Source organism: Mangrovibacter yixingensis, from assembly GCF_020523985.1.
Lineage (GTDB): Bacteria > Pseudomonadota > Gammaproteobacteria > Enterobacterales > Enterobacteriaceae > Mangrovibacter > Mangrovibacter yixingensis.
Genome location: NZ_JAIVKM010000003.1, coordinates 154,435 through 166,819, shown reverse-complemented (window position 1 = coordinate 166,819; position 12,385 = coordinate 154,435). Strand labels below are relative to the sequence as shown.

Below are 12,385 nucleotides of genomic sequence, written 5' to 3'. Positions count from 1 at the left end.
ACTTTTTCATCAATCTATCCCTGTCTTTATACAGCAGTATTCAGGCTACAATGCTTACTGTAGCTGTTACGGAATATACAAGCTGAATCCTATGATTTTGATTATTTATGCACATCCCTATCCCCATATTTCCCACGCGAATAAAGCAATGCTGGCACATGTGGCTGATTTAAAAGGGGTTGAAGTGCGCTCGCTTTATGAGTTGTACCCGGATTTCAATATTGATGTCGCTGCTGAACAACAGGCTTTGAGCAAGGCCGACTTGATTATCTGGCAGCACCCTATGCAATGGTACAGCATGCCTCCGCTGATGAAGCTTTGGGTAGATAAAGTGCTGTCCCATGGCTGGGCTTATGGGCGTAATGGGTCTGCTCTGCATGGTAAAGATATGCTCTGGGCTGTGACCACTGGAGGTGGGGAGCACCACTTCAGCCTGGGAGACCATCCGGGCTTTGAGGTGCTGGCACAACCCATTCAGGCAACGGCGCTCTATTGTGGTTTGTCGTGGCTGGAGCCTTATGTTATGCACAGCACGTTTATCTGTGATGATGAAACGCTGGCACAGCATGCTGATTTATACCGGCAGCGTTTGTTAGCCTGGATGGAGTCATTTAATGGATAGCCATAACCTTATACAAGCTCTGATTTTTCTTGGAGCTGCTGCTTTCATCGTCCCACTGGCTGTACGCCTGGGGCTGGGCTCTGTGTTGGGTTATCTGATTGCGGGTTGCCTTATTGGCCCCTGGGGATTACGCCTGGTCACTGACGCACATACCATTATTGCTTTTGCTGAAATTGGTGTGGTGCTGATGCTGTTTGTGATTGGCCTGGAGCTGGACCCTCGCCGCTTGTGGACATTACGCGCTTCAGTGTTTGGCGGCGGTGTATTACAAATGCTGGCGTGTGGGCTATGCCTGGCGGCATTTTGCTTCGCGCTTGGGTTAAGCTGGCAGGTTGCGGTACTGATTGGTCTTACTCTGGCATTGTCATCCACCGCAATAGCCATGCAGGCAATGAATGAGCGTAACCTGTCCCTTTCTCCGATGGGGCGAAGTGCCTTTGCAGTGCTGCTTTTCCAGGATATTGCGGCAATCCCTCTGGTCGCCATGATTCCGCTGCTGGCGAACAGTGGCGCATCAACCACGCTGGAAGCCTTCTTAATTTCAGCAGCTAAAGTGGTCGCAGCCCTTGCGCTGGTTGTGGTGCTGGGGCGCTATGTTACACGGCCATTACTACGTTTTGTTGCCCGCTCAGGTCTGCGTGAAGTATTCAGTGCAATGGCATTATTTCTGGTCTTTGGGTTTGGTGTATTACTTGAAGAAGCCGGGCTTTCAATGGCAATGGGGGCATTTCTGGCCGGGGTTTTACTTGCCAGCTCTGAATACCGCCATGCGCTGGAAAGCGACATAGAGCCTTTCAAAGGGTTACTGCTGGGGCTGTTTTTTATTGGTGTCGGAATGTCCGTTGATTTCGGCACCCTGGCGCATTACCCCCTGCGTATTTTACTTTTACTGGTTGGTTTCTTGCTGATAAAAGCGTTGGTGTTGTGGTTGGTAGCCCGGCCACTCCAGGTCCCTCGTCGGCAATGGCGTTGGTTTGCTGTGCTGCTGGGGCAGGGGAGTGAGTTTGCATTTGTCGTGTTTTCTGCCGCGCAAAATGCCCATGTGCTGGATGATAGTTGGGCGCGTTCATTAACACTTGCCGTTGCGTTGTCTATGGCTGCAACACCTTTGCTGCTGGTGCTGTTGAACCGGCTGGAATGCGCTGAAACCGCCAGTGAGCAGGAAGCCGATGTTATTGACGACCAGCATCCCAGTGTCATTATTGCCGGGTTTGGGCGTTTTGGCCAAATCGCCGGGCGCTTGTTGCTGGCGAGTGGGGTACCAGTAGTGGTTCTCGACCATGACCCGGATCATATTGAAATTCTGCGTAAGTTTGGTACCCAGGTGTTTTATGGTGATGCCACGCGGGAAGATTTATTGCGTTCTGCCGGAGCGGAAAAAGCATCGGTTCTGATTAACGCTATTGATGACCCAGATGTCAGCTTACTGCTAACGGAAATGGTCCATGAACATTTTCCTGATTTGCATATTATTGCCAGAGCACGTGACTTAGAGCATTACATTCACTTGCGACAGAATGGTGTACAGGCAGAGCGTGAAACATTTGAAAGTGCCATTTTGGTTGGTCGTCATGCACTTGAAGCGCTGGGCGTTGGCCGCTATGAAGCCCGAGAGCGGGCTGATCATTTCCGGCGTTTTAATACCCGAATGGTGGAAGAAATGGTGTCAGCGAGTGACGACATGCAGGCCAGGGCTGCAGCGTTGAAGCGAGCCAGTGCCATGCTGAGCGAAAGCATTGAGCAAGACCGCAATCAACTTGATGTAATGCAACGCCACGGCTGGCAGGGAACAGATCAAGGTAAGCATGATGGGAACATACAAGATGACCCAGATAAGCTAAGCGAGAAATAACATAGTAACAGTTGTTCCCCTCTTGTGAGCAGAGGGGAACGATATCAGCTCAGCGCAACTTTTATACCCAATGCAAGCAGCATTCCGCCAAGTAATTTATCAACCACTTTCTGAGCCTTCGCCAGCCCACGGCGTACAGGTGCGCTTTGGATTAAGACCACCAGTAACGGCCACCAGATAACCGTCAACCCCACAATAATACCGGCATACCACAACTTCTCTCCTAACCCAGAATGCACATTAAGTACCTGAGTAAACATGGCGAGAAAGAATAACGTCGCTTTGGGGTTGAGCAGGTTACACAAATACCCTTGAATAAACGCTTTGTGCAAAGACGTCGTTTGTGGGGTTAATTGGTTAAGGTCCATTTTGCTGCCGCCACGGGAAAACAGTGCCTGAAGGCCAACCCAGATCAGGTAGGCAGCACCGGCATATTTCAGTAAACCGAAGAGCCAGGGCGTTGTAGTAATGACCACAGCCAGACCAGCAACACAATAAGTCATATGTGTCACCACACCCAAAATCACCCCGAGCGCAGTCATTAATGCGGTTTTGCGTGGGTAGCGGGCAGCATTTTTAATCACCAGGAAAAAATCAGGGCCGGGGGAAAGCATACCCAGAGCGGCAATTGTTATCACAAACAGTGTTGTTTCAAGCATAAGAGATCCTGGTTAGAAATAGCGGCAGCACTATATCCGCCCCGGCTCAAAAAAGGTAGCCCCTTGTGGTTTTCTGCCTTAATACATAGCACAGGTAAGACTTTTGGCTGGATTGTGGGATAACGCTCAGGCGTAAAATATTTCTGCTTTTTTGGGCGGGTCTCCTGGTGACGAAATACCCGGCTTTCCGTATAGTGGCGACAATTTTGAATATTCAGGATGCACTGCATGATTAGTTTGATTGCTGCGCTGGCTGTAGACCGCGTAATTGGTATGGAAAATGCCATGCCCTGGAACTTGCCAGCTGATCTGGCCTGGTTTAAACGCAATACATTAAATAAACCCGTTATTATGGGTCGTTTAACCTGGGAGTCTATTGGCAGGCCATTGCCCGGTCGCAAGAACATTGTTCTCAGCCGTACTCCGGGTAATGATGACCGTGTACTGTGGGTGAGTTCAGTAGAAGAAGCACTTGCGCTGTGCGCTGAAGACCCTGAAGTGATGGTGATTGGTGGCGGGCATGTTTACCAGCAGTTCCTGCCAATGGCCAATCGCCTGTATCTGACCCATATTGATGCCGAAGTGGAAGGTGATACACACTTCCCTGAATATGAAACGGACGAATGGCAGTCGGTGTTCAGTGAGTTTCACGATGCTGACGACAAAAACAGCCACAGTTACTGCTTTGAGATTCTGGATAGGAATTAATCAGTAGTGTATCAAGTGGTTAGAAACGCTTAACCAGGCGCCTGTCTGATTGTTCAGCCAGGCGTTTGTGTCATTTATCGTTCGTATCTTCCGGGCGTAATGAGGCCTGATGGAACCAGGCTTTATCTTCCCAGCGCAGGCAGGTTAATGCGCCCCCCCAACAGCAGCCAGTATCCAGTGCATACACACCTTCTGGGGTACCTTGCCCTTCAAGTGATGCCCAGTGCCCGAAAACGATACTGTATTCCTCCCGAACCGGCCCAGGTAATGAAAACCAGGGTTTCAACAGGGAAGGGGCATTTCCCGGAGCATCTTTGCAGTACATATCCAGTTGCCCGTTGGCAAAGCAATAACGCATCCTGGTCAACGCATTGGTTGAAAAACGCAGGCGTGCTAACCCGGTAAGTTGGGGTGACCAGTTGTTGGGCATATCACCGTACATGGCGTCAAGGAATAGCGGGTAGCTATCACTGGACAGAACGGCAGAAACTTCTCCAGCACAGGTTATTGCTGTAGCCAAATCCCATTGTGGCGTAATCCCCGCATGTGCCATGACCAGCCGGTTTTTTTCATCGACCTGGAGCAATGGCTGGCGGCGAAGCCAGTTAATCAATGTATCAACATCGGGAGCGTCGAGAAGGGGGGTGACCAGGTCTTTGGGTTTATTACGGCTGATACCGGCGTAGACAGCCAATAAATGCAAATCGTGATTACCCAGCACAATGCGAACACTATCGCCCAGGCTGTGTACGTAGCGCAAAACATCTAAAGACTTCGGGCCACGGGCAACCAGGTCTCCCGTCAGCCATAACGTATCTGTTTCTGGTCTGAAGCTCACCTGGTTAAGCAAGGCTATGAGTTCATCATAACAGCCGTGAACATCACCGATTAAATATGTGGACATAGGCGCTTAATGTATGAGAGTTGGGACGGCCAGGCGGAACACTGGAATGGCAAGACGGAATGCATTGCCATTGGCATCAATCATTTCATAATGCCCTTCCATGGTGCCCAAAGGCGTTTCGATAACAGCGCCGCTGGTGTACTGGTATTCCCCACCGGGCTCAATGTGTGGTTGTTCACCTACGACACCTTCGCCCTGCACTTCAGTTTCGCGGCCATGTCCATTAGTGATTAACCAGTAACGGCCAAGCAGCTGTACCGGCTCTCGCCCCAAATTACGGATGGTAACGGTATATGCAAAAACAAAGCGCTCACCTTCTGGCGACGATTGTGATTCAACATAAACACTCTGTACCTGCACACAAACACGGGGCGATGCTGTCATAGCTTAACTCTCCTGCAATGGGGGATTTTCAGCTAAAAAATTGGCCATCAGGCAATATTGTGCAACCGAGACATTTTCAGCCCGCAGTGCAGAGTCCACACCCAGTTGAGCTAAGGTTTCTGGGGTGAACAAGTTGCCCAAACTGTTGCGTAATGTCTTCCTTCTTTGGTTGAAGGCCGCAGTAGTAATACGGTTCAGGATATTCAGCGCCTTGACGGGGTGTGGCAATGTTGCATGAGGAACAAGCCGAACCACAGCCGAATCCACTTTAGGTGGCGGAGTGAATGCACTTGGTGGTACTTCCAGCACCGGAATAACCTTGCAGTAATATTGCGCCATTACACTTAACCGACCATACGCTTTCGTGCCAGGGCCTGCAACCAGGCGGTTGACCACCTCTTTTTGCAACATAAAGTGCATGTCAGCAATGGCATCAGTATAGCTAAACAGGTGGAACATGAGCGGCGTAGAAATGTTATAAGGCAAGTTGCCAAATACGCGTAAGGCCTGGCCTTGTTTTTTGGCCAGTTCAGCAAAATCCATAGTCATGGCATCTTGCTGGTAAATGGTCAGTTTTGGCGCAAGGAAAGGGTGAGTTTGCAGACGGGCTGCAAGATCCCTGTCCAGCTCAACAACAGTCAGTGCATCCAGCCGCTCACCAACGGGCTCAGTCAGTGCGCCCAAACCCGGGCCGATTTCGACCAGTGCCTGGCCTTTTTGTGGATTGATGGCAGAGACAATACTTTCAATAACAAATTGATCATTAAGGAAGTTTTGCCCAAAACGTTTACGGGCTAAATGCCCCTGATGGACGCGATTATTCATTGACTCTTTGTAATCATGGTAATGGCGAGATTAAGCGCCGTAATAAAACTGCCGACATCTGCTTTACCCGTACCGGCCAAATCCAGCGCGGTCCCGTGGTCAACAGAAGTGCGAATAAAAGGTAAGCCCAGGGTGATGTTCACCGCACGGCCAAATCCCTGATATTTTAGCACGGGTAAGCCCTGATCGTGATACATAGCCAGGACAGCATCTGCATTATCGAGGTATTTGGGCTGAAAAAGTGTGTCTGCGGGGAGTGGGCCTTCCAGTTTCATTCCTTGTGCACGCAGGCTATTGAGCACGGGCGTGATGGTATCTATTTCTTCTGTGCCCATGTGCCCGCCTTCGCCAGCGTGAGGGTTAAGCCCACAAACCAGAATACGCGGCTGAGCGATACCAAATTTGGTACGCAGGTCATGGTGCAGAATGGCAATGACCTGGTTGAGTGAATCAACCGTGATAGCATCACTGACATCTTTAAGTGGCAAGTGGGTGGTTGCCAGAGCAACACGTAATGACTCTGTTGCCAGCATCATTACCACTTTTTCACAGCCAGCCTGCATCTGGAAGAACTCTGTATGCCCTGTGAAAGGGATACCAGCTTCATTGATAATGCCTTTATGTACCGGGCCAGTTACCAGTGCAGAGAACTCACCATCAATGCATCCTTGAGCAGCCCGGGCCAGAGTCTCAGTGACATAAAGGCCATTAGCTTTAGCCAGTTGCCCTGGAAGAGAAGGGGTATGCAATGTGACAGGCAAACAAGTCAGTGAACCAGCCTGTTGGGGCTGCGGGGCTGCGTGGGCCTGATAATCGTGTAATACCAGTGGCAGGTTGAGTGCACGAGCCCGTGACAGTAACAGTTCTGGGTCTGCACAAACAACCAGTTCAACCGGCCAGGCCCGTTGTGCCAATTCGGCAACTAAATCAGGGCCAATCCCGGCAGGTTCGCCGGGAGTGATCACTACTCGTTGTGTTTTCACTTAAATATCCAGATTAATTATCCAGGATTTTCACATACGCGCTGGCACGTTGTTCCTGCATCCAGGTTGCCGCTTCCTCTGAGAACTTCCGGTTGAACAGCATGCGGTAAGCTCTGTCTTTTTGTGCTTCATCGGTTTTATCTACACGACGGGTATCCAGCAACTCAATCAGGTGCCAGCCGAAAGATGAGTGGACGGGTTGGCTCATCTGCCCTTTTTGCAGGTGCATCAGCGCATCGCGGAAAGCCGGGTCGTAAACATCCGGTGAAGACCAGCCCAGGTCACCACCCTGGTTTGCTGAGCCAGGATCATCAGAATTAGCACGAGCAGCAGCGGCAAAAGTGGTTTTCCCGCTACGGATATCTGCCGCAATCTGTTCCAGTTTTGCACGTGCCTGAGAATCGCTCATGATTGGGGACGTTTTAATCAAAATATGGCGTGCATGAACTTCCGTGACGGAAATATTCTGTGACTGCCCACGGATGTCATTCACTTTCAGGATATGGAAACCGACACCGGAACGAATCGGGCCAATGATATCGCCTTTTTTCGCGGTGCTAAGTGCCTGAGCGAAGATAGAAGGCAGCTCCTGAATACGGCCCCAACCCATTTGCCCACCCTTCAGAGCCTGTTGATCGGCTGAATAGGTAATTGCCAGTTTGGCAAAGTCAGTGCCGCTACGGGCCTGGCTGATAATATCTTCTGCCTGGCTTTGTGCCTGGCTGACTTGCTCGGCAGTTGGGTTTTCGGGTAATGGGATCAGAATGTGGCTCAGATTGAGTTCGGTACTGGCATCATTCTGGTTGCCAATCTGTTTTGCCAGTGCATCGACTTCCTGAGGAAGGATAGTGACACGGCGCCGAACTTCGTTATTGCGCACTTCTGAGATAAGCATTTCTTTGCGAATCTGTGCTCGGTATGTGTTGTAGTTCATACCATCATAAGCCAAACGGCTGCGCAGCTGGTCCATGGTCATATGGTTTTGCTGAGCGATATTGGCAATGGCGTGATCCAACTGATCATCGCTGATTTTGACGCCCATTTTCTGGCCCATCTGCAGCACTATCTGATCCATGATGAGTCTTTCGAGGATCTGGTGGCGTAGGGTGTTATCGTCAGGAAGTTGTTGCCCGGCTTCGCCTGCGTTCATTTTAACGGACTGCATCAGTCCATCAACATCACTTTCCAGTACTACGCCGTTATTGACGACGGCCGCCACTTTATCAACAACTTGTGGAGCTGCGAAACCGGTATTCACTAACAGGGCCAGCGCGATACCAGGAAGCAACTTTCTCCAGTTCATCATAGGTTTTCCATTTCTGATTAACCGCAATGCGGATTATGTTTCAAATCAATCAAGACTACAGTGAGCTTTGATACGGCAGAATGTTGGAGCGCAACATTTGATGCGTGCCAAGGCCATAGTTAGAACTCAGCCCGCGCAATTCAATGTTGAAACCAATCACGTTGTCATACTTACTTTGGTCGTTCTGCCAACCATTAATTTTCCTTTCATAGCCAACACGAATCGCGTAGCAACAGGAGTTATATTGCAAGGCCAGCATTTGGTTAGCCGGTTGGTTTGCTTTGGTATCGTAATAGTACGCTCCAACAACAGACCAGCGGTCCACAATCGGCCAGCTTGCGACCATTCCCACCTGGGAAATCCCGTTTTCGTACTGCTCACGTGTGGAATAGGATGGCAGTGTCGCCTGAATATATTCCGGGCTGGCGTAGCGGTAAGTAAACTGCACCATCCGGTCAGCATCACGGCGGTATTCCAGTGAGCCGCTACCGGTCGCTACGTTTTCCAGGCGTGTATCATACTCTACGCCCCCCCGTAATCCCCAACGGTTTGAGATCCGCCAGTAGGAGTCACCCGCCCAGACTACAGCACCAGTCTGGTGGTCATTATTTTCCCAGTTGATGTTGTCATCGCCTGTACGGGACCGGGTGAAATAGTAGATTTGACCAACGGAAGCGTTAAAACGTTCCACTGAATTTTCATCATAAATACGAGTCGTAACACCCGTAGATACCTGGTTTGCTGATGCAATACGGTCCAGACCACCATAAGTGCGGTCACGGAACAGGCCTGTATAGTCCGATTGCAGGAAGGCGGAATCGTAGTTGTAGATATGGCTTTGATCGCGATAGGGAACATACAAATACTGAGCACGAGGTTCCAGTGTTTGGGTATAGCCCGGGCTCCAGTTCATATCGCGCTCAAAGACCATCTTGCCGTCAACTTTAAACTGTGGCATCACCCGGTTAACGCTGTCTTTGAGTGCCAAAGATGATGCGCTGTTATTCACATAATCACGGTATTCATCAAGGTTGGTCTGCTGGTAGTGGGTCGCCAGCAGTTTCGCTTCGGTATTAAGGCTTCCCCAGTTATTGGACAACGGCAGGTTGATAGTCGGTTCAATATGTAAGCGTGTCGCTTCCGGGTAGTTGTTGTTCACGTTGGTGAACTTCACCGCCTGGGCATACACGTGAGTATCAAACGGCCCAATGTCATTTTGGTAGAAGTTAAGGTCTAACTGTGGCGCTGCGCGGTAAGAGCTACTGTTTGATGTGTCGAAGACCTGAAACTGTTTCGTTGATAATGTGGCATCAAAATTCTGTACTGCATAGCCCACGCTGAATTTCTGCGTGGCGTAACCGTCGGTACTTGAACCATATTTGGAATCGAAATCGTTAAAGTAGTGTGAGTCGCTCACTTTGGTGTAATCGACGTTAAAGCGCCACACCTGGTCCAGCACACCTGAGTGTTTCCAGTAGAATAACCAACGGTGCTTGTTATCTTCACTGGGGTAATCATCTTGGTAAACACTATCGGATGGCAGGTAGTCAAATTCGACTAACCCGGCACCGGCGCGTGTTAAGTAACGGAATTCATTCTGCCACTGGATACCGCCACGCTTATCCATGTAATGCGGCGTAATGGTGGCATCAAAGTTAGGGGCAATATTCCAGTAATAGGGGAGTGAAAACTCAAACCCGTTGGTAGAGCTATATTTCGCATTTGGGATAAGGAAACCCGAACGGCGTTTATCGCCAATAGGAAGCTGCAGATACGGGCTGTAAAATATTGGAACCGGGCCCAGTTTAAAGCGGGCGTTCCAAATTTCAGCAACTTGTTCCTCGCGGTCCTGGATAACTTCGCTACCTTGAATGCTCCAGGTGTTAGAACCTGGCAGACAAGAGGTGAAAGTACCATTTTCCAGAATGGTATAGCGATTATTGTCACGCTGTTTCATCAGGTCGGCTTTACCACGGCCTTGCCGCCCGACCATCTGATAATCGCCATCCCACACATTTGTGTCTTTAGTATTGAGGTTAGACCACGCTTTCGGACCTTTCAGGATGATCTGATTGTCATCATAGTGCACATTACCCAGTGCATCGACAGTCCTGACCGGTGTAGTTTGACCCTCTGCCTGTTTCTGGTGAAGTTGTACTTCGTCAGATTGCAGACGGCTGTTACCCTGTGTAATGTCCACGTTTCCGGTGAAAGTCGCGTTGTCAGGATAATTACCTTTTGCATGATCAGCATTGATTGTTACGGGCAGATCATTAGTATCGCCCTGAACCAACGGGCGATTGTAGCTGGGCACACCCAGCATGCATTGTGATGCGAGATCGGCGGTAAATCCTTGTTGGCTGTACAAAGCCGAACCGATAAGGGTTGCCAGCAAGGTGGGAATACGTTTTTTCATACGTGTTTTTCGTTGTTCTGTCATCAGGGACTAAGCGTAGGCAAACGGAGAGAGACTAACGTAGTCGTTATCATAGTGCCAGTGTTAATCCAGCCTGTTTACACGCCTGTTATTAGGCTCAGTTATGAATGACAGGTATGATAAATGAATTTCGGTCTGACAGCATGACCATTTGGGGAGTATATGCAGTATTGGGGAAAAGTGATTGGTATTGCGCTGGGAATTATCTTTGGCGGCGGGTTTTGGGGCGCAATTGGCGGTTTGCTGATTGGTCACTTATTTGACCGCATGCGCATGCGCTCTGCCTGGTTTACCAGTCAACAACAGCGGCAGACGATGTTCTTCAATACCACGTTTGAGGTGATGGGGCATCTGACCAAGGCAAAAGGGCGCGTAACAGAAGCGGATATCCATGTTGCTTCGCAATTGATGGAGCGGATGCAATTACATGGTGACTCGCGGGTGGCGGCGCAGCATGCATTTCGTGTCGGCAAAGAGGCTTCTTACCCACTACGCGATAAAATGACACAGTTACGCAGTGTGTGTTTTGGCCGTTTTGACTTGATTCGGATGTTTCTGGAAATTCAGATTCAGGCGGCATTTGCCGATGGTTCATTGCACCCTAAAGAGCGTGATGTTCTGTATGTGATTGCTGAAGAACTGGGAATTTCACGGCTACAGTTTGACCAGTTTTTGCGCATGATGCAGGGTGGAGCACAATTTGGCGGTGGTTATCAACACTCTTCCTCCGGCCAGCAAAGCGGCTACCAGCAAACGCAACGCGGGCCAACATTGCAGGATGCCTGTAATGTGTTAGGGGTAAAATCGTCCGATGACGCCACAACCATCAAGCGGGCATATCGCAAACTAATGAGTGAACACCATCCTGACAAGCTGGTGGCAAAAGGCTTGCCGAAGCAAATGATGCAAATGGCTAAACAGAAAGCCCAGGAAATCCAGCAGGCTTATGATCTGATTAAAAAAGAGAAAGGATTTCGCTAGTCTGGCGGTTTTCCTGCCCAGGCAGAAGTAAAACAGCCCGGTGGTTAACCGGGCTGTGGGTCAGAAATCCGCAAGTGCCCGGAAGGTCATGCTGTTACCAAAGGCCGGGTGTGTAATGGTCAGTGATTCTGCATGTAGCAATAATCGCGTCGCTATTGCCCGTGCTTCGGGAGTAGCATAGAACTTATCACCCAAAATCGGGTGCCCCAGCGCTTGCATATGAACACGCAATTGATGTGAGCGCCCGGTAATGGGGCGCAGAATCACTCTGGCTGTCATATCTGGCGCATACTCCACCACTTCGTATTCAGTTTGTGCGGGCTTACCCGTCTCAAAACAGACTTTTTGTTTGGGACGGTTTGGCCAGTCACAAATCAGTGGTAAATCAACGATCCCTTCCGCTTTTTCCGGGTGCCCCCAGATTCGTGCTACATATTGCTTCTTTGGCTCACGCTCACGAAACTGCCGCTTGAGTTCACGCTCTGCCGCCTTGGTCAACGCTACAGCAATGACACCACTGGTCGCCATATCGAGCCGGTGAACAGATTCCGCCGTGGGATAATCGCGCTGAATACGCGTCATCACACTGTCTTTATGTTCTTCCAGCCGCCCAGGTACAGACAGCAGGCCGGACGGCTTATTCACCACCATAATATGCTCATCCTGATACAGAATGACCAGCCACGGGTCTTGTGGCGGAGAGTAAAACTCCAGCATCGTTTTC

Annotated in this window: 12 protein-coding genes; 4 read left to right on the top strand and 8 right to left on the bottom strand. The window is 50.0% G+C overall.

Annotation, left to right across the window (positions count from 1 at the left end):
• Nucleotides 1-91 precede the first annotated feature (91 nt).
• Entirely contained in the window at nt 92-622 is a 531-nt protein-coding gene (kefF, locus tag LC084_RS14635; RefSeq protein WP_226571934.1) for a glutathione-regulated potassium-efflux system oxidoreductase KefF, read from the top strand.
• Nucleotides 615-2,474 carry a glutathione-regulated potassium-efflux system protein KefC gene (kefC, locus tag LC084_RS14630; protein ID WP_226571933.1) on the top strand — a complete coding sequence of 620 codons (1,860 nt, stop codon included), beginning with the start codon at nt 615-617 and terminating at the stop codon, nt 2,472-2,474. The genes kefF and kefC overlap by 8 nt, the downstream gene beginning before the upstream one ends.
• Before the next feature lie 44 nt (nt 2,475-2,518).
• Here the strand turns inward: kefC and LC084_RS14625 are convergent, their stop codons facing one another.
• Nucleotides 2,519-3,133 (bottom strand): LysE family transporter, encoded by a 615-nt coding sequence (locus LC084_RS14625; protein ID WP_226571932.1) that lies wholly within the window; start codon nt 3,131-3,133, stop codon nt 2,519-2,521.
• A gap of 228 nt (nt 3,134-3,361) precedes the next feature.
• Between LC084_RS14625 and folA the strand changes: the two genes are divergently transcribed.
• Entirely contained in the window at nt 3,362-3,841 is a 480-nt protein-coding gene (folA, locus tag LC084_RS14620) for a type 3 dihydrofolate reductase (protein WP_226571931.1), read from the top strand.
• A gap of 70 nt (nt 3,842-3,911) precedes the next feature.
• On the opposite strand, the gene apaH is transcribed toward folA, so the two are convergent.
• The 6 genes from apaH to lptD are packed head-to-tail and all read right to left on the bottom strand — an operon-like array spanning nt 3,912 to nt 10,659.
• The gene (apaH, locus tag LC084_RS14615) at nt 3,912-4,745 is read right to left on the bottom strand and encodes a bis(5'-nucleosyl)-tetraphosphatase (symmetrical) ApaH (RefSeq protein ID WP_226571930.1); all 834 of its coding nucleotides are present in this window, start codon (nt 4,743-4,745) and stop codon (nt 3,912-3,914) included.
• 6 nt (nt 4,746-4,751) lie between these two features.
• Nucleotides 4,752-5,129, bottom strand: coding sequence for a Co2+/Mg2+ efflux protein ApaG (gene apaG / locus LC084_RS14610; protein WP_226571929.1), 378 nt, complete (start codon nt 5,127-5,129; stop codon nt 4,752-4,754).
• Nucleotides 5,130-5,132: 3 nt separating this feature from the next.
• Nucleotides 5,133-5,954: a 16S rRNA (adenine(1518)-N(6)/adenine(1519)-N(6))-dimethyltransferase RsmA gene (gene rsmA / locus LC084_RS14605; RefSeq protein WP_226571928.1), complete on the bottom strand. Its 822-nt coding sequence runs from the start codon at nt 5,952-5,954 to the stop codon at nt 5,133-5,135.
• Nucleotides 5,951-6,937, bottom strand: coding sequence for a 4-hydroxythreonine-4-phosphate dehydrogenase PdxA (gene pdxA / locus LC084_RS14600; RefSeq protein ID WP_226571927.1), 987 nt, complete (start codon nt 6,935-6,937; stop codon nt 5,951-5,953). The genes rsmA and pdxA overlap by 4 nt, the downstream gene beginning before the upstream one ends.
• 13 nt (nt 6,938-6,950) lie before the next feature.
• A complete protein-coding gene (surA, locus tag LC084_RS14595; protein WP_226571926.1) occupies nt 6,951-8,243 on the bottom strand; it encodes a peptidylprolyl isomerase SurA in 1,293 nt (430 codons plus the stop codon).
• A gap of 55 nt (nt 8,244-8,298) precedes the next feature.
• Nucleotides 8,299-10,659 carry an LPS assembly protein LptD gene (gene lptD, locus LC084_RS14590; protein WP_226571925.1) on the bottom strand — a complete coding sequence of 787 codons (2,361 nt, stop codon included), beginning with the start codon at nt 10,657-10,659 and terminating at the stop codon, nt 8,299-8,301.
• Nucleotides 10,660-10,842: 183 nt separating this feature from the next.
• Here lptD and djlA point away from each other — a divergent pair, with 183 nt between their 5' ends.
• Nucleotides 10,843-11,661 (top strand): co-chaperone DjlA, encoded by an 819-nt coding sequence (gene djlA / locus LC084_RS14585; RefSeq protein ID WP_226571924.1) that lies wholly within the window; start codon nt 10,843-10,845, stop codon nt 11,659-11,661.
• Between the two features lie 60 nt (nt 11,662-11,721).
• On the opposite strand, the gene rluA is transcribed toward djlA, so the two are convergent.
• Entirely contained in the window at nt 11,722-12,378 is a 657-nt protein-coding gene (gene rluA / locus LC084_RS14580) for a bifunctional tRNA pseudouridine(32) synthase/23S rRNA pseudouridine(746) synthase RluA (protein ID WP_226571923.1), read from the bottom strand.
• Nucleotides 12,379-12,385 lie beyond the last annotated feature (7 nt).

Coding starts and splice junctions, on each gene's coding strand:
- kefF (WP_226571934.1), top strand. CDS start 92: ATGATTTTGATTATTTATGCACATCCCTATCCCCATATTTCCCACGCG.
- kefC (WP_226571933.1), top strand. CDS start 615: ATGGATAGCCATAACCTTATACAAGCTCTGATTTTTCTTGGAGCTGCT.
- LC084_RS14625 (WP_226571932.1), bottom strand. CDS start 3,133: ATGCTTGAAACAACACTGTTTGTGATAACAATTGCCGCTCTGGGTATG.
- folA (WP_226571931.1), top strand. CDS start 3,362: ATGATTAGTTTGATTGCTGCGCTGGCTGTAGACCGCGTAATTGGTATG.
- apaH (WP_226571930.1), bottom strand. CDS start 4,745: ATGTCCACATATTTAATCGGTGATGTTCACGGCTGTTATGATGAACTC.
- apaG (WP_226571929.1), bottom strand. CDS start 5,129: ATGACAGCATCGCCCCGTGTTTGTGTGCAGGTACAGAGTGTTTATGTT.
- rsmA (WP_226571928.1), bottom strand. CDS start 5,954: ATGAATAATCGCGTCCATCAGGGGCATTTAGCCCGTAAACGTTTTGGG.
- surA (WP_226571926.1), bottom strand. CDS start 8,243: ATGATGAACTGGAGAAAGTTGCTTCCTGGTATCGCGCTGGCCCTGTTA.
- lptD (WP_226571925.1), bottom strand. CDS start 10,659: ATGAAAAAACGTATTCCCACCTTGCTGGCAACCCTTATCGGTTCGGCT.
- djlA (WP_226571924.1), top strand. CDS start 10,843: ATGCAGTATTGGGGAAAAGTGATTGGTATTGCGCTGGGAATTATCTTT.
- rluA (WP_226571923.1), bottom strand. CDS start 12,378: ATGCTGGAGTTTTACTCTCCGCCACAAGACCCGTGGCTGGTCATTCTG.